This window comes from Geodermatophilus sp. URMC 62 (assembly GCF_052931475.1).
On the sequence record NZ_JBRFHY010000001.1, the window covers coordinates 5316663 to 5332591 of the forward strand.

Below are 15929 nucleotides of genomic sequence, written 5' to 3' on the forward strand. Positions count from 1 at the left end.
ACCGGACCGCGACGGTCCCGGTCAGCGGCCCCGGGCCGCCCCCGCCGGCGTCAGCGGGGGTCCGCGGCGTCGCCGCCGGCGGCCCAGCGCCGGACCGCGCCGAGGAGCAGCAGGCCGGCGCCCACCGCGGGCGCGGCGGCGAAGAACAGCACCCCGACGACGAGGACCCCGGCCGGGTCGGAGCCGACGGCGCCGTCGACCAGACCGCCGAGGGTGAGCAGCCGCACCAGCCAGTAGAGGGCGAGCGCGAGCTGCGCCGCGAAGCCGGCCAGCAGGGTCAGCCAGGACGACCGGCCGGGCCGGTTGAGGACCAGGACGCCGCCGACCACGAGCGCGATCGCCGCGAGCAGCTGGACGACGGTCAGCACGGTGGCCTCGGTGACGAGCGCGCCCGCCTCTTCCGCGTCGGTCGCACCGGGCACGGTCGCCAGGAAGCCGAAGGTGCTGGCCAGCAGCAGCACGTAGGCCGACGCGACGGCCACGACGCCGGCCTGCGCGAACGCCAGGACCGCGGCGGCCACGACCGGACCGGGCCGGCGGGGCCGGGAGGGCACCGGCGGCCCCCAGACCGGGACGTCGTGGCCCGGCGCGCCGTACCAGGGCGAGCCGTACCCGGGGACGCCCCACCCGGGGACGCCGTACCCGGGCACGCCGTGGCCGGGCACGCCGTGCCCCGGCCACGGCGCCGGCGCGGTGACCGGGGGCCCGGCGTACGCGAGCGGGTCGGTCTGGCGCGCCGGGTCCGACCAGGGGCTGCCCCCGGCGCCGCCGGGCGTCACAGCGCCGCCGCCAGCGCCCGGCCGGCGACGCGGCCGGAGAACAGGCAGCCGCCGAGGAAGGTGCCCTCCAGCGACCGGTAGCCGTGCATGCCGCCCCCGCCGAAGCCGGCCACCTCACCGGCGGCGTACAGCCCGTCGAAGACCTCGCCGCCGGGCCGCAGCACGCGGCCGGAGAGGTCGGTCTCCAGGCCGCCCAGGGTCTTGCGGGTGAGCAGGGTGAGCCGGACGGCGATCAGCGGGCCGGCCTCCGGGTCGAGCAGCCGGTGCGGCGGGGCGACCCGGATGAGCTTGTCGCCGAGGTAGCTGCGCGCGCCGCGGACGGCGGTCAGCTGCAGGTCCTTGGTGAAGGCGTTGGCCACCTCGCGGTCGCGGGCGAGCACCTCCCGCTCGACAGTCTCCAGCGCCACCTCCGGGGCGCCGCCGGTGACCCGGTTCATCCCGGCCACGAGCTCGGGCAGCGTCGTCGCCGTCACGAAGTCCTCGCCGCGGTCGAGGAAGGCCTGCACCGGCCCGGACACCCCGGCCCTGACCCGGTTCAGCAGCAGTCTGAGGTCCCTGCCGGTCAGGTCGGGGTTCTGCTCCGACCCCGAGAGCGCGAACTCCTTCTCGACGATCTTCCTGGTGGCGACGAACCAGGTGTGCTCGTGGCCGGTCGACCCGATGTGGGCCAGCGTGCCGAGGGTGTCGAAGCCGGGGAACAGCGGCACCGGCAGCCGGTTGCCGGCGGCGTCGAGCCACAGCGAGGAGGGCCCCGGCAGGATGCGGATGCCGTGCCGCGCCCAGACCGGCGAGTGGTTGGCGATGCCCTCGGTGTAGTGCCACATCCGGTCGCGGTTGACCACGTGCGCGCCGGCGGCCTCGGTGGCCTCGAGCATCAGCCCGTCGACGTGCGCGGGGACGCCGGAGAGCAGCCGGCGCGGTGCGGGGCCCAGCCGGGCCGGCCAGTTGCGGCGGACCAGCTCGTGGTTGCCGCCGATGCCGCCGGAGGTGACGACGACGGCCTGCGCGGCGATCTCGAACGGCGCCCGCTCCTCGCGGGAGCTGGCCTCGCCGCGGGCGGCGTCGCTGGGCGCCAGCACCGTCCCGCGGACGCCGGTGACCGCGCCGCCGGTGACGACGAGCCCGGTGACCCGGTGGCGGAAGCGCAGGTCGACCAGCCCGCGGTCGACGGCGGCGCGCACCCGGCGGGCGAACGGTTCGACGATGCCCGGTCCGGTGCCCCAGACGATGTGGAAGCGCGGCACCGAGTTGCCGTGCCCGGTGGCGGTGTAGCCGCCGCGCTCGGCCCACCCCACGACGGGGAAGAACCCGACGCCCTGCTCGCGCAGCCAGGCGCGCTTCTCCCCCGCGGCGAAGTCCAGGTAGGCCTCGGCCCACCGGCGCGGCCAGTGGTCCTCGTCGCGGTCGAAGGCGGCGGTGCCGAACCAGTCCTGGCGCGCCAGCTCCAGGGAGTCGCGGACCCGCAGCCGGCGCTGCTCGGGCGAGTCGACGAGGAACAGGCCTCCGAACGACCACCACGCCTGCCCGCCGAAGGACGCCTCCGGCTCCTGCTCGAGCAGGACCACCCGCCGGCCGGCGTCGGCCAGCTCGGCGGTGGCCACCAGCCCGGCCAGGCCGGACCCCACCACGACGACGTCTGTGTCGGTCACGCAGTTCTCCTCGCCGGCGCCCGGCGCCGGTGTGCTCGGTGGTGCCCTGCTCACGCGTGACCTCGCGGGCTCGGTCACCTGCCGCACGCTAGCGGCCGGGAGACCTCGCACGGCCCGTCCCGGCCGGTCGGCGCCGCGGTGTCCCCCGCCCGGGCCGCGTCCAGTCCCGGATCGGGCGGCTTCCCGACAGCACCAGCGCACCGAGCGGGGCGGGCAGCAGGAGCAGCGCCCAGCCGGCCAGCTCGCCGCTGGCCAGGCCGGCGGCGAACAGCACGGTGGCCGCGAGCACCAGCAGGGCGGTGACCGCGGCGGCCAGCGCGAGGACCAGCCATCCCCGGCCGCGGCCGAGCAGCACCAGGACGGCGCCGGTGAGGGCCACGACCGCCAGGGCGAGCGCGCCGGCGACGAGGCGGTCGACCTGCCAGCCGGGCCCGGGCGGCTCGAGCAGCCAGGCGAGGACGACGGCCTCGACGGCCACGAGCAGGCCGAAGACCGCCGTGAACGGCGCGGTGAGCGGGCGCCCGGGCGGTGCCGGCGGGGTGGTGCGGCGGCTGCCGGAGGACACCGCCGCCCGCGGTGAGCGGCGGGTCGTCGTCCGGCGCGGGTGCGACGACGGCATGGCCGGCAGCGTAGGAGAAGGACCCCGTTGCCCCCCGCCACTCGCACGCTCGTGGCGGGACCCTGCACGGGGGCCGCTCAACCGGGCGCGGGTCAGCGGGTGCGGCGCGGGTCAGGCGGTCCGCTCGCCCCGCACCCGGCGGGGGTGCCCGGCCAGCCAGGCGCCCACCTGGGGGCTGAACGCCAATCCTGCGGCGATCACCGGGCAGACGGCCACGAGGAGCGGCCCGGCCCCCACGTCCTGGCCGACGGAGGCGGCCGTCCCGAGGACCAGCCCGGCGAAGGCCAGCGCGGCCGCGGCGCTGAGGACCAGCGGCCACCGGCCCCGGCGGACCACCAGCCAGGAGACGCCGAACAGCTGCAGCAGTGGCAGGAGCAGCAGGGCGAAGGTCCACCAGTCCCGGCCACCGGAGCTGTCGCCCTGCACCCCGCCCAGCGCGAAGGCCAGGACGGCGACGAGCGCGAGCGGGAGCACGCCGAGGGCGCCGACCGCGGCGGCGGCGATCGCCAGGCCGGGGATCCGGGACGGCGTCGGGAACGGCAGCGGGGACGGCCTCGTCACGCCCGGCAGCCTAGGTGACGGACCCTCCTGCGCTCCGGCTCGCGGGCCCGCCACGGGCCCCGGCAGGAGGGCCGTCCCGGCGCCTCAGGCGACCCGCTCGGGCTCCCCGGCCGAGGAGCGCCGCCAGGACGCGTGCAGACGGGCGTAGGGGCCGACGACGTCGACCAGCTCGGCGTGCGTGCCGCGCTGCACCACGCGGCCGGCGTCGACGACGAGCACCTCGTCGGCGCGCTCGGCGGTCGAGAGCCGGTGCGCGATGGTCAGCGTCGTCCGGCCCTCGGTGAGCCGCTCGAGGGCGTGGGTGAGCCGCCGCTCGGTGGCCGGGTCGACGGCGCTGGTGGCCTCGTCGAGCACCAGCAGGTCGGGGGCGGCGACGTGCGCGCGGGCGATGGCGACCAGCTGCCGCTCGCCGGCCGACATCGACTCGCCGCGCTGGCCGACCGAGGTGGCGACGCCGTCGGCCAGGCCGCGCACCCAGTCGCCCAGGCCCAGCTCCTCGAACGCCGCGGCGACCTGCTCGTCGGTCAGGTCGGGCCGGCCGTAGCGGACGTTGTCGGCGACGGTGGCGTCGAACAGGAAGCCGTCCTGCGGCACCATCCCGACCCGGCGGCGCAGCGAGGAGAACGCGACCTCGGTCAGCGGCACCCAGCCGGTGGCGTCCGAGCCGAGCAGCACGCGTCCCTCGGTGGGGTCCATCAGCCGGGTGACCAGCTTGGCGAACGTCGTCTTGCCCGACCCGGTCTCGCCGACGACGGCCACGCGGCGGCGCGGCGCCAGGGTCAGGTCGACGTCCTCCAGGGCCGGGCGGGCGCCGGGCGCGTAGCGGAAGCCGACGTGCTCGAGCCGCACGCCGAGCGGCCCGGGCGGCAGGTCGCGGGCGGCGCCGGTGGCCGCGGGGTCGCGGACGTCGGGCTCGGTGTCGAGGACGTCGAGCACCCGGCGGAACCCGGCGAGGGCGTTCTGCGCCTCGTTGAGCACCTCGCTGGCGGTCTGCACCGGCGCGACGAACAGCGTGACGAGGAAGAGGAAGGCCACCAGCGTGCCGGCGGTGACGTGGCCGGCCAGCCCCAGCAGGACGCCGACCACGACGACGGCGGCGTTGGCCACCGCGGCCACGAACTCGCCGCTGACGAACACCGCGGCGGTGACCTTCTGCGCGTCGACCTGGGCGCGGTAGTGCCGGTCGATGGCGCGGTCGAGGCGGGCCGCCGTCCGCTCGCGGATGCCGTAGGCCCGCACCGTCGGCGCGCCGACGACGGACTCCGAGACCGCGGCCAGCACGTCGCCGACCCGCTCGCGGACCACGCCGTAGACGACGGCCAGCCGGCGGGCGAAGAAGCGCACCGCCACCGCGAGCGGCACGAAGCAGGCGAGCACGAGCAGGGTCAGCTGCCAGGAGTAGACGAACATGACCACGGTGGCCACGACCAGCTGGCCCAGGCTGACGACGCCCAGGACGCCGCCCCACTGCATGAAGGTCGACAGCTGGTCGACGTCGCTGGTGACCCGGGAGACCAGCGAGCCGCGGCGCTGGCCCTGCTGGTGCAGCACCGACAGGTCGTGCACGTGCCGGAAGGCGCGCGAGCGCAGCCCGGCCAGCGCCGTCTCGGTGGTGCGGAAGAGCCGGACGTTCATCCGGTACACCGCGACGCCGGTGAGCAGCACGACCGCGGCGCAGACGAGCACGAGCGTGCGCACCAGGCCCAGGTCGGGACCGCCGGGGCCGAGCAGGCCGCGGTCGATGACCTGCTGGACGGCGATCGGCACGACCACGCGGCCGGCCGTGGCCACCAGGGCGAGGGCGAAGGTGGCCGGCAGCCCGCGGCGGAACTCGGGCATGGCGTGCAGGCCGCGGCGCAGGGTGGCGACGGCGCCCTCGCGGGGCTGCCCGCTCACGCCGCCACCTCCGCCTCGGAGTAGGCGCGCACCAGCGCGGCGTAGCCGGGGACGGTGGCGAGCAGCTCGTCGTGGCTGCCGCGGGCGGTGACCCGGCCGTCCTCGAGCCAGACCACCTCGTCGGCCAGCGCGATGGTGGCCTGCCGGTAGGCGACGACGACCACGGTGGAGGGCCGCTCCGCCGAGCGCAGCGCGTCGAGGATGCGCGCCTCGACGGCGGGGTCGACGGCGCTGGTGGCGTCGTCGAGGACCAGCAGCCGGGGCCGGCGGACGACGGCGCGGGCCAGGGCGACGCGCTGCCGCTGCCCGCCCGACAGGGTGGCGCCGCGCTCCCCGACGCGGGTGTCGAGGCCCTCGGGCAGGCGGTCGACGAAGTCCTCGGCGGCGGCGACCCGCAGCGCGGCGCGGACCTCCTCGTCGGGGAAGTCGCCGCCGAGGGTCACGTTGCCGCGGACGGTGTCGTCGAAGAGGAACGTGCCCTGGGGGACGAAGGCGGCCTGAGCGCTGACCTCGCCCTCGCGCAGCCGGCGCACGTCGACCCCGTCGAGCAGCACCTCGCCGCTCGCGGGGTCGACCAGCCGCACCAGCAGCCCGGCCAGCGTGGACTTGCCCGAGCCGGTCGGCCCGACGACGGCGACCGTGCTGCCGGCGGCGACGTCGAAGGTGACCCCGGACAGCGTCGCCCGGGTCGAGCCGTCGAAGACGTGGTCGACCGCGCGCAGGCCCAGTCCGGCCCCGCCGGTGCTGCCGGCCGCCGTCTCCGGGCCGTGCGGCGTCTCCCCGGTGGCGTCGAGGACCGGGGTGACCCGGTCGAAGCCGGCCAGCGCGCGCGGGAGGTCGGCGAGCACCCAGCCGATCGCGCGGATGGGCAGCGCGAGCAGGGTGAAGAGGTAGGCGGTGCTGACCAGGGCGCCGGGGTCGGTGCCGCCCGAGGCCACCCGGCCGGCGCCGACCAGCAGCACCGCGAGCGTGCCCAGGTTGGGCAGCGCCTCCATCATCGGGTCGAACAGGCCGCGCACCCGGCCGACGGCGACCAGGCCGTCCCGCAGCTCCTGCGCCCGCTCGGTGAAGCGGGCGCTCTCGACGTCCTCCCGGCCCAAGGTCTTGACCACCAGGCCGGCGTCGAAGCTCTCGTGGGCGATCTCGCTGACCTCGGCGCGCAGCTGCTGGGCCCGCTGCATCCGCGGGCTCATCACCTGGGAGTAGACGACGTTGACGGTGAAGACCAGCGGGAACACGACCAGGCCGACGACCGCGAGCAGCGGGTCGGTGACCAGCAGCGCGACGACGGTGATCGCGATCATGACCAGGGCGCCGCAGGCGAAGGGCAGCGGCGAGACGAAGAACCAGGCGGCCTCGACGTCGGAGTTGGCGTTGCTCAGCAGCTGACCGGTGGGGTGGCGCTGGTGCCAGGACAGCGGCAGCCGCAGGTACTGGCCGGTGACCCGGCGCCGGTAGTCGGCCTGCAGCCGGTAGGCCATGATCCCGGCGAACAGCCGCCGGCCGAGGATGCCGAGGATCTTCAGGACGGCGACCCCGAGGACGACGGCGACGGCCAGGGTGAGCGCCCCCGCCGTCGTGTCGCCGTCGGCGAAGGCCGGCAGCACCACCCGGTCGGTGATCCCGCCGATCACGTAGGCGCTGGCCACGGTCATCGCGCCGTAGAGGCTGCTGGCGAGCACCGCGAGGGTGAACATGCCCGGCTGCTCGCGGACGGAGAGGCCGACGTGGCGCAGTCCGCGCCGGACCACGGCGTCTCGGCGGGGCACGGATCTCCTCGGGGTGGTGCGGCGACGGCGGTGCACCGCTCGTCGGTCAGGCTAACCACCTGGCGGCCGGGGGGCGCGTGGGTTCTGGTCCGCGACGGTTTCCGGGCGGGGCTCCGTCGGTAACCCGCGGGGGTGACTCCTTCTTCCCGCCCCCTCGCCGCGCGCGAGCGGGCGGCCCTCGCCGACCTGCTCGACGAGCTCGGCCCGGACGCGCCCACCTGCTGCGAGGGCTGGACGACGGCGCACCTGGCCGCCCACCTGGTCACGCGCGACCGGCGGCCGGACGCGGGACCTGGCTACGTCCTGGAGACGACGCCGGTCGGGCAGCCGCTGCACGCGCACTCCGCCCGCGTCGAGGACCGGCTGCGCACCTCGACGCCGTACCCCGAGCTCGTGGCGCGGGTGCGGCAGGGGCCGCCCCGGTGGCTGCCGATGGGGTGGCCGGGGCTCGGCGACCTCGTCAACGGGGTCGAGTTCGCCGTCCACCACGAGGACGCCCGCCGGGCGCAGCCCGGCTGGGAGCCGCGGCACCTGACCCTGGCCGACGCCGACCAGCTGTGGGGTGCCGCGTCGTTCTTCGCGCGCCGCGCCGCGTCGGGGTTCCCCGGCGGGCTGGTGCTGCAGCGCAGCGACGTCCCGGGGCCGCCGAGGCGGATCCGCGCGGGGTCCTCCCCCACCACGGTCGAGGGTGAGCCGCTGGAGGTGCTGCTCTGGGCCAGCGGCCGCCGCGACGTCGCCCGGGTGGTCGTGCGGGGCGGCGCGCCGGCCACCTGATGTGGGGACCGGGGCCGCGCCGTGGCCCACCCGCTGGGGCAGCTGCCGGTCGACCTCGCGGCGGTGGCCACGATCGTCGGCGCCGTGGTCGCGCTCGCCCGGGCAGCGACACGCCACGCGGCGCGCCCTGGCCGCGGCACCACCTGAGGGGCTCCGCTCAGCGCAACGGGGTGTCCCGCTCGTGCCGGACGGGGACGCCGGCGGCGGCGAGCGCGGCCTTCACCTCGCCGATGCGCAGCGCGCCGAAGTGGAAGACGCTGGCGGCGAGCACCGCGTCGGCGCCGGCCTCGACCGCGGGCGGGAAGTGCTCGACGGCCCCCGCTCCCCCGCTGGCGATCACCGGCACGCCCACCTCCCGGCGGACGGCGCGGATGAGCTCGGTGTCGAAGCCGGCGCGGGTGCCGTCGGCGTCCATGGAGTTGAGCAGCACCTCGCCCACGCCGAGCGCGGCGGCCTGCACCACCCACTCGACGGCGTCGCGCCCGGTGCCCCGGCGCCCGCCGTGGGTGGTGATCTCGAAGCCGGAGTCGGTGGTCGCGCCGTCGCGCACGCGGCGGGCGTCGAGGGAGAGCACGAGCACCTGGTTGCCGAAGCGGTCGGCGATCTCGCTGATCAGCTCCGGCCGGGCGACGGCGGCGGTGTTCACCGCGACCTTGTCCGCGCCGGCCCGCAGCAGCCGGTCGACGTCGTCGGGGCTGCGCACGCCGCCGCCGACGGTGAGCGGGATGAACACGCTCTCGGCGGTGCGGCGGACGACGTCGTAGGTCGTCTCGCGGTCACCGGAGCTGGCGGTGATGTCGAGGAAGGTGAGCTCGTCGGCGCCCTCGGCGTCGTAGACGCGGGCCATCTCCACCGGGTCGCCGGCGTCGCGCAGGCCGACGAAGTTGACGCCCTTGACCACCCGGCCGGCGTCGACGTCCAGGCACGGGATGACGCGGACGGCCAGGCTCATCGGACCCGCACCGCGTCGGCCTCGACCTCGACCAGCATGTCGGGGTGCAGCAGCGAGGCGACGCCGATCATGGCGGTGGCCGGCCGGACGGCGCCGAACACCTCGCCGTGCACGCGGCCCACCTCCTCCCAGCGGGAGGTGTCGGTGACGTACATGCGGGTGCGGACGACGTCGGCGGGGGTGAACCCGGCCGAGTCGAGCGCCTCGACCAGCACGCCGAAGGCGACGCGGGCCTGCGCGCCGGCGTCGCCGGGGTGCACGACCTCGCCGTCGACGGTGGCGGTGCAGCCGCTGACCCACGCGGAGTCCCCCGCGGCGACGACCCGGCTGTAGCCGACGACGTCCTCCCACGGCCCGCCGGAGCCGATCCGCCGCACGGTCACGACGACGCCTCGCGGGTGACCGCCAGCGCCTCGGGCAGGGTGAAGGCGCCGGCGTAGAGGGCCTTGCCGACGATGGCGCCCTCGACGCCGACCGTGGTCAGCCCGGCCAGCGCGCGGACGTCGTCGAGCGAGCTCACGCCGCCGGAGGCGACCACCGGGCGCGGGGTGGCGGCGCAGACCTCGCGCAGCAGCTCGAGGTTGGGCCCGCGCAGGGTGCCGTCCTTGGTGATGTCGGTGACCACGTAGCGGGCGCAGCCCTCGGCGTCGAGGCGGGCGAGGGTCTCGTAGAGCTCGCCGCCCTCGCGGGTCCAGCCGCGGGCGGCCAGCCGGGTGCCGCGGACGTCGAGGCCGACGGCGATCCGGTCGCCGTGCTCGGCGATCGCGCGGGCGCACCACTCGGGCGACTCCAGTGCCGCGGTGCCGAGGTTGACCCGCCGGCAGCCGGTGGCCAGGGCCGCGGTGAGGGTCTCGTCGTCGCGGATGCCGCCGGAGAGCTCGACGTCGACGTCGAGCTCGCCGACGACGCGGGCCAGCAGCTCGCGGTTGCTGCCGCGGCCGAAGGCGGCGTCGAGGTCGACCAGGTGCACCCACTCGGCGCCGTCGCGCTGCCACTGCAGGGCCGCGTCGAGCGGGTCGCCGTAGGAGGTCTCACTGCCGGCCTCCCCCTGGACGAGTCGGACGGCCTGGCCGTCGGCGACGTCGACGGCGGGGAGCAGCTGCAGGGTCGGCACGGCGACCAGCCTAGGGACCGGGTCGCTGTGTCGTGCCCCACCCGGGGCAGGCTGCGGTCCGTGGAGTTCGCCGACGTCGTCCGCAGGCGCCGCATGGTGCGCGACTACGACCCGGACCGGCCGGTGCCGCCCGAGGTGGTGGAGCGGCTGCTCGACCACGCCACGCGGGCGCCGTCGGCCGGCTTCACCCAGGGCTGGGCGTTCCTGGTGCTGGAGTCGGCCGAGGAGCGGGAGCTGTTCTGGTCGGCGACCGCCGGCGACGGTGCCCCGGACGGGTGGCTGACCCGGATGCGCCGGGCCCCGTTGCTGGTGGTGCCGCTGTCGTCCAAGGACGCCTACCTCGACCGCTACGCCGAACCGGACAAGGGCTGGACCGACCGCGACCCCGCCAGCGTCGCCGCCCGCTGGCCGGTCCCGTACTGGGACGTCGACGCCGGCATGGCGGCACTCATGATCCTGCTGACCGCCGTCGACGAGGGCCTGGGCGCCTGCCTGTTCGGCATCCCGGCCGAGCGCCTGGACGCCTTCCGGGCGGCCTTCGGCGTCCCGCCGTCGCACCGGCCGGTCGGCGTCGTGTCCGTCGGCTACCCGGGTGGGGGCGACCGGCGCTCGCCGTCCCTGCGCCGCGGCCGGCGCGGGCTTGACGAGGTCGTCCACCGCGGACGCTGGGGAGCGCCTGGTTGACTGCCCGCCCGTGACCTCCTCGCGCGCCGTCCTCGTCACCGGCGGCTCCCGCGGCATCGGCCGCGCGATCGCCCGGGCCTTCGCCGAGCGCGGGGACCGGGTGGCCGTGCACTGGGGCGCCTCCCGGGAGCGCGCCGAGGCCGTCCTCGCCGAGCTGCCCGGGTCCGGCCACGTGCTGGTGCAGGCCGACGTGGCCGACGCCGACTCGGTCGGCGCGATGGTCGACTCCGCCGCCGACGCCCTCGGCGGGCTGGACGTGCTGGTCAACAACGCCGGCGTCTTCGTGGCCTCGCCCCCGCTGACCGCCTCCTACGCGGAGTGGCAGGAGGTCTGGGCGCGGACGCTCGCGGTGAACCTGGTCGGGGCAGCGAACGCCACCTTCCGCGCGGTTCCGCACCTGCGGGCCGCCGGCGGGGGTGCGGTGGTGAACGTGTCCAGCCGCGGGGCCTTCCGCGGGGAGCCGCAGAACCCCGCCTACGGCGCGTCCAAGGCGGGGATGAACGCCTTCGCCCAGTCGATGGCGCTCGCGCTGGCGCCGCTGGGGATCTCGGTGACCTGCGTGGCGCCGGGCTTCGTGCAGACCGAGATGGCGCGGGAGACGCTCGACGGTCCCGGTGGGGACGCCGTGCGCGCGCAGTCGCCGCTGGGTCGGGTCGCCCGGCCGGAGGAGGTGGCCTCGGCGGTGGTGTGGCTGGCATCGCCGGAGGCGCGGTTCAGCACGGGGACGATCGTGGACGTGAACGGGGCCTCCTACCTGCGCAGCTGAGCCGCGCCGGACGGCCCGGAGTCGCTCAGCCGGCGGGCAGCCGGTAGCCCATGCCGCGCACCGTCTCGATGCGGTCGGCGCCGAGCTTCCTGCGCAGGTACCGGACGTAGACGTCGACGACGTTGGAGCCCGGGTCGAAGTCGTAGCCCCAGACGCGGCTGAGCAGCTGCTCGCGGGCCAGCACCTGCCCGGGGTGGCGCAGGAAGGTCTCGGCGAGGGCGAACTCGCGGGCCGAGAGGTCGACGGTGCGGCCGCGGACGCTGGCCCGGCGGGTGCGCAGGTCCAGGGAGAGGTCGCCGACGGTGAGCACGGTGACCTCGGTCTGGCGGGCACCGGCCAGCCGCAGCCGCACCCGCGCGAGCAGCTCCTCGAAGCGGAAGGGCTTGGGCACGTAGTCGTCCGCGCCGCCCTCGAGGCCGGCCACGGTGTCCTGGACGCCGTCGCGGGCGGTCAGCACGATGACCGGCACGTCGCAGCGCTCGGCACGCAGGGTGCGGAGGACGGCGAAGCCGTCGAGGCGGGGCAGCCCGAGGTCGAGGAGGACCAGGTCGAACTCGCCGCTGCGGGCGCGGTCGAGAGCGGTGAGCCCGTCGCCGACCACGGCGGTGGTGAAGCCGTGCGCCCGCAGCCCCTTCTCGAGGAACGCGGCGATGCGCGGCTCGTCCTCGGCGATCAGCACCCGGCTCACCGGGCTCCTCCCTCGGTCGCCGCCACCTCGGTCGCGTCCCGGGCGGGGGGCGGCGCCGGGCGGGCGGGCAGGACGAGGGTGAACGTCGCGCCCTCGCCGGGGCGGCTGCGCAGCTCGACGCGGCCACCGTGCGCGGCGGCGATGGCCTGCACGATGGACAGGCCCAGCCCGGCGCCGTCCCCGCGCCGGGCGCCGGAGCTGCCGCGGGCGAAGCGCTCGAACACGCGGGTCTGGTCGGACTCGGGGATGCCCGGGCCGTCGTCCTGGACCCGGACGAGCAGCTGCCCGCCGGTCAGCCGGCTGCCGAGGACGACGCGGCCGCCGGGCCCGGTGTGGCGGACGGCGTTGTCGGCCAGCGCGACCACGGCCTGGGTGAGGCGCTGCGGGTCGAGCAGGAGGTCGGCCCGGGCGACGTCGTCCAGCCGCCAGTCGCGGTCGCCGAGCCGGCGCACCTTGCCGAAGACCTCGGCGGTCAGCTCGGCGACGTCGACCGGCTGCGGGCGGACGAACTGCGGCTGCTCGGCGCGGGCCAGCAGCAGGAGCTCGGAGACCATGCGGTTCATCCGCTCGAGCTCGTCGTCGACGAGGGCGACGGTCTGCCGGACGTCGTCCGGGTCGGCCGGGTCGAGCACCTCCAGGTGCCCGCGGACGATGGTGATCGGCGTGCGCAGCTCGTGTCCGGCGTCGTCGAGGAACCGCCGCTGGGCGGCCACCCCGCCCTCGACCCGGTCGAGCATCGCGTTGACCGCGGCGGCCAGGTCGGTGAGCTCGTCGTGCGGCCGGTCGGCCACCGGGATGCGCCCTGACAGGTCGGTCTCGGTGATGCCCTGGGCGGTGGCGGCGACGGCCCGGACCGGCGCCAGGACCCGCCCGGCGACCACCCACGCGCCGGCCGCGGCCAGCAGCAGGGTCACCGCGCCGACGCCGAGCATGAGCGTCGCGGTGTCGTCGGCGGCCTGGCGCTCCTGGTCGGCGAAGTAGGCGACCACGGCCACCCCGCGGGAGGGATCGCCGTCCAGCGTCACCGGCACGGCGAGGTAGCGCACCTCCCCCGCCGCGCTGGCGTAGCGGCCCCACGTGGTGTCCTCGACCGAGCCGACGAGTGCGGTGAACGCGGCGTCCTCGCTGAGCAGCACGGGCGCCTCGATGCGGCTCTGGAAGCGGTACTCCCCGTCGACGTAGCCGAGGAACTCCTCGTTCGGCCGGGCGAGGTTGTAGGTGATCATCGTCTGCAGGACGTCGGCGACGCCGGCGAACGGCTGCCCGGTGCGGGGGTCGACGTCGCCCTCGATGATCCGCCGGAACTCGCCGACCTCGGCCTGCAGCGCGACGTCCATGCGCTCGTCCGTGGCACGCACGAGCAGCCGCCAGGTGACCAGCGTGACGATCGCGAGCGCGAGCAGGACGAGGAGCAGGACCCAGCCGATGATCCGCGTGCGGGCGGCGCGAGGCGCGAGCCGTCGCCGGGCGCGGCCGCGCCGTCCGGCCGGCGGCGGCTGCTCAGTCGGCACCGCCGCCGACGCCGTCGGCGGCGGTGTTCGCGGGCCCGTCGTCATCGCCGCCATCGTGGTCACCATCGTCGTCGCTGTCGTCATCGCTGTCGTCGTCGCTGTCGTCGTCGCCCGGCAGCGGCGGTGGGGGGACGACGTCGGTGGGCTGCGGCGCGGGCGCGGGCGCGGGCGCACCGGTGTCGGCCGGAGGAGCGGCGGGACCGTCGGCCGGGGTGTCGGCGGGCGCGTCGTGGGACGGGACGTCGATCGGCGGCGGGACCGGCGCCCGCCCCGCACCGCCGCTGCCGGAGCCGCCCAGCAGCGCCCAGGTCGTCGCGCCGGCGAGCAGCACGGCGGCCAGTCCGGCGAGCACGGCGAGCAGCGGACGGGAGCGCACGCCGCCGAGCCTCGGCCGCGCCGGTGACGGACCCGTGAGATCCGCATGAGAGGGCTCTCACGGACGCGGCCACCCCGCTTCCGGCACCGCACTGCTCAGAAGGGGCAGCAGGTGACGTCCGGCAGCGCGTCGTCCCCCGGCGGCGGATCGCCCCCGGGGGACGGTCCGCCGCCGGGGCGCGGCGCCGTCGCGGTCGCTGGGGTGTCGGGCAGCACCCGTGGCGGGTCGGTGACCCGGGTGATCCCGGAGGGCGTGGTCACCTCGAGCCGTCCACCGGGCAGCAGCCGGAAGCGCCAGCCGCGGGCGTGGGTCTTGAGCCGGTGGTGCCTGCGGCACAGGCAGCAGAGGTTGTCGCAGTCGGTGTGACCCCGCGGCCAGGGCACGACGTGGTCGGCGTCGACCCGGCCCACCGGCCGGGTGCAGTGCGGGTGCCGGCAACGCCGGTCGCGGACGTGCGTCACCCGGCGCTGCCTCCGCGTGGGCCGGTACCGACGGGCCGGTGGCGGGCGCCGGAGCCCCGTCCCTCGGGCTCCGCGGTGCAGCGCACGCGGGGTCACGGCCGTCACCAGCTCGCCGGTGTGGTCGTGCAGCGCGAACGCCAGCGTGCCGCCGTCGGGCCGGTGCAGCTCCAGCGCCCCCACCTGGGCGAGCAGCTCCCGGCACTCCGCGGCGCTCACCGGGTGGCCGTCGACCTCGGCCGGCTCGTCCCCGCCCTGCAGCGTGGACAGGTTCGCGTGCACGACCAGGGAGACGGCGATCCCGGGGTGCGCGAGCCACGGGCGCAGCACCAGGTCCTGGAACACCTCGGCACGCAGCTGGCCGATCGGGTGCTCGTCGCCGTCGGCCCGCAGCTGCCGGGCCAGGCCGTCGACGGCCTTCCCGCAGGCGGCCGCGGCTGCGAGCGGGAGATCGGTGGCCAGGCGGGCCATCCCGTCCTCGGTGGCCCACCAGCGCACGTCCGCATCGGCTCGGGCCTGACGGTGCCGCCGCTCCCGGGACTCGGGGTCCATCCGGTCGATGCAGCGGCGGATGCTCGCCCTCAGGTCGGTCGGCGTCTGCTCCCCGGCCCGCAGCAGCACCTGGGCCTCGACCCGGGCGGCCAGGTCGTCCTCGAGCGGCTCGAGCAGGTCGACGACCGCCTCGGCGCGCGCTTCGTCGATGTCGCCCCGGGCCAGCAGGCGCAGCGTCGCCGGGAAGCGCGACGTCAGGGCCAGCGCCGTGCGGATGACGCGGCTCGCGCGTCGTTCGCCGTACGGGTGGACCAGCGCGAGCTCGCAGGGCAGCCACTCGCTGACGTCCATCACCTCGGGTACCGGGCGGCCGCCGTCGGCCGAGCGCTGGTCGGCCAACTGGCTCACCAGCTCCACCCGCTCGGCGGCCAGTGCCGCGGCCCGGCGCTCTGCGAGCTGGAGGAGCCGGGCCACCCAGTGGTCGGGCAAGGCGGCGCGCTCGGCGCTGCCTGGCGGGCACATCCGCGCCATGAACTCGTCGGTGGACGGCAGCGGCCCGATCGCCGCAGGCAGCTCCTCGCGGGACACCGGGGTGCCGTCGTCGGCGCAGCAGCCGAGGGACCGCACCGTCCCGTCGGAGTGGACTGCAGCGTATTCGTACACGTGTTCGATCGTATTCGATCAACGCGAGTGCCGCTCGACGAATCCCCCGGTCAGGAGGCTGTCCACAGATCCGCGACCGCCGACTGGCACGCTCGTCCCACGCCGTCCGGACCGTCGCGCCAGTCGCGCCGTGTGAGGAGCACCGGCGCAACCCGTTCCCGCCCGCCTCCGGGACGCC

Annotated in this window: 17 protein-coding genes; 4 read left to right on the forward strand and 13 right to left on the reverse strand. The window is 76.8% G+C overall.

Going from position 1 to position 15929, the window contains the following annotated elements; translation table 11 throughout:
* Positions 1-50: 50 nt before the first annotated feature.
* The 6 genes from ACU616_RS25510 to ACU616_RS25535 all read right to left on the reverse strand — a co-directional run bounded on the left by ACU616_RS25510 (position 51) and on the right by ACU616_RS25535 (position 7273).
* Complete coding sequence (locus ACU616_RS25510; RefSeq protein ID WP_446761184.1) at positions 51-779, reverse strand: hypothetical protein; 729 nt, start codon at positions 777-779, stop codon at positions 51-53.
* A complete protein-coding gene (locus ACU616_RS25515) occupies positions 776-2428 on the reverse strand; it encodes an FAD-binding dehydrogenase (RefSeq protein WP_446761185.1) in 1653 nt (550 codons plus the stop codon). Before ACU616_RS25515 ends, ACU616_RS25510 begins: the two co-directional genes overlap by 4 nt.
* Before the next feature lie 88 nt (positions 2429-2516).
* On the reverse strand, positions 2517-3047 hold the full coding sequence (locus ACU616_RS25520; RefSeq protein WP_446761186.1) for a hypothetical protein: 531 nt from the start codon (positions 3045-3047) through the stop codon (positions 2517-2519).
* Positions 3048-3158: 111 nt separating this feature from the next.
* Positions 3159-3608, reverse strand: a complete 450-nt coding sequence (locus ACU616_RS25525; protein WP_446761187.1) for a hypothetical protein — start codon at positions 3606-3608, stop codon at positions 3159-3161.
* Positions 3609-3692: 84 nt separating this feature from the next.
* Positions 3693-5504, reverse strand: a complete 1812-nt coding sequence (locus tag ACU616_RS25530) for an ABC transporter ATP-binding protein (protein WP_446761188.1) — start codon at positions 5502-5504, stop codon at positions 3693-3695.
* The gene (locus tag ACU616_RS25535) at positions 5501-7273 is read right to left on the reverse strand and encodes an ABC transporter ATP-binding protein (protein WP_446761189.1); all 1773 of its coding nucleotides are present in this window, start codon (positions 7271-7273) and stop codon (positions 5501-5503) included. The genes ACU616_RS25530 and ACU616_RS25535 overlap by 4 nt, the downstream gene beginning before the upstream one ends.
* A gap of 132 nt (positions 7274-7405) precedes the next feature.
* Here ACU616_RS25535 and ACU616_RS25540 point away from each other — a divergent pair, with 132 nt between their 5' ends.
* Both ACU616_RS25540 and ACU616_RS25545 read left to right on the forward strand, forming a co-directional pair.
* A complete protein-coding gene (locus ACU616_RS25540) occupies positions 7406-8047 on the forward strand; it encodes a TIGR03085 family metal-binding protein (protein ID WP_446761190.1) in 642 nt (213 codons plus the stop codon).
* A gap of 21 nt (positions 8048-8068) precedes the next feature.
* On the forward strand, positions 8069-8194 hold the full coding sequence (locus tag ACU616_RS25545; protein ID WP_446761191.1) for a hypothetical protein: 126 nt from the start codon (positions 8069-8071) through the stop codon (positions 8192-8194).
* A gap of 10 nt (positions 8195-8204) precedes the next feature.
* Here ACU616_RS25545 and hisF read toward each other — a convergent pair whose 3' ends face one another.
* The 3 genes from hisF to priA are packed head-to-tail and all read right to left on the reverse strand — an operon-like array spanning position 8205 to position 10113.
* Positions 8205-8999: an imidazole glycerol phosphate synthase subunit HisF gene (gene hisF / locus ACU616_RS25550; RefSeq protein WP_446761192.1), complete on the reverse strand. Its 795-nt coding sequence runs from the start codon at positions 8997-8999 to the stop codon at positions 8205-8207.
* Complete coding sequence (locus tag ACU616_RS25555; RefSeq protein WP_446761193.1) at positions 8996-9382, reverse strand: RidA family protein; 387 nt, start codon at positions 9380-9382, stop codon at positions 8996-8998. Before ACU616_RS25555 ends, hisF begins: the two co-directional genes overlap by 4 nt.
* On the reverse strand, positions 9379-10113 hold the full coding sequence (gene priA, locus ACU616_RS25560) for a bifunctional 1-(5-phosphoribosyl)-5-((5-phosphoribosylamino)methylideneamino)imidazole-4-carboxamide isomerase/phosphoribosylanthranilate isomerase PriA (protein ID WP_446761194.1): 735 nt from the start codon (positions 10111-10113) through the stop codon (positions 9379-9381). Before priA ends, ACU616_RS25555 begins: the two co-directional genes overlap by 4 nt.
* Before the next feature lie 60 nt (positions 10114-10173).
* On the opposite strand from priA, the gene ACU616_RS25565 reads away from it, so the two are divergent.
* On the forward strand, positions 10174-10797 hold the full coding sequence (locus ACU616_RS25565; protein WP_446761195.1) for a nitroreductase family protein: 624 nt from the start codon (positions 10174-10176) through the stop codon (positions 10795-10797).
* Positions 10798-10807: 10 nt separating this feature from the next.
* A complete protein-coding gene (locus ACU616_RS25570; RefSeq protein ID WP_446761196.1) occupies positions 10808-11563 on the forward strand; it encodes an SDR family NAD(P)-dependent oxidoreductase in 756 nt (251 codons plus the stop codon).
* Positions 11564-11588: 25 nt separating this feature from the next.
* Here the strand turns inward: ACU616_RS25570 and ACU616_RS25575 are convergent, their stop codons facing one another.
* From ACU616_RS25575 to ACU616_RS25590, 4 genes are all read right to left on the reverse strand, one after another.
* Positions 11589-12251, reverse strand: coding sequence for a response regulator transcription factor (locus ACU616_RS25575; RefSeq protein WP_446761197.1), 663 nt, complete (start codon positions 12249-12251; stop codon positions 11589-11591).
* Positions 12248-13762: a sensor histidine kinase gene (locus ACU616_RS25580; RefSeq protein ID WP_446761198.1), complete on the reverse strand. Its 1515-nt coding sequence runs from the start codon at positions 13760-13762 to the stop codon at positions 12248-12250. Before ACU616_RS25580 ends, ACU616_RS25575 begins: the two co-directional genes overlap by 4 nt.
* Positions 13752-14138: a hypothetical protein gene (locus ACU616_RS25585; RefSeq protein ID WP_446761199.1), complete on the reverse strand. Its 387-nt coding sequence runs from the start codon at positions 14136-14138 to the stop codon at positions 13752-13754. The genes ACU616_RS25580 and ACU616_RS25585 overlap by 11 nt, the downstream gene beginning before the upstream one ends.
* 95 nt (positions 14139-14233) lie before the next feature.
* Positions 14234-15751 carry a DUF222 domain-containing protein gene (locus ACU616_RS25590; RefSeq protein ID WP_446761200.1) on the reverse strand — a complete coding sequence of 506 codons (1518 nt, stop codon included), beginning with the start codon at positions 15749-15751 and terminating at the stop codon, positions 14234-14236.
* Between the last annotated feature and the right edge of the window lie 178 nt (positions 15752-15929).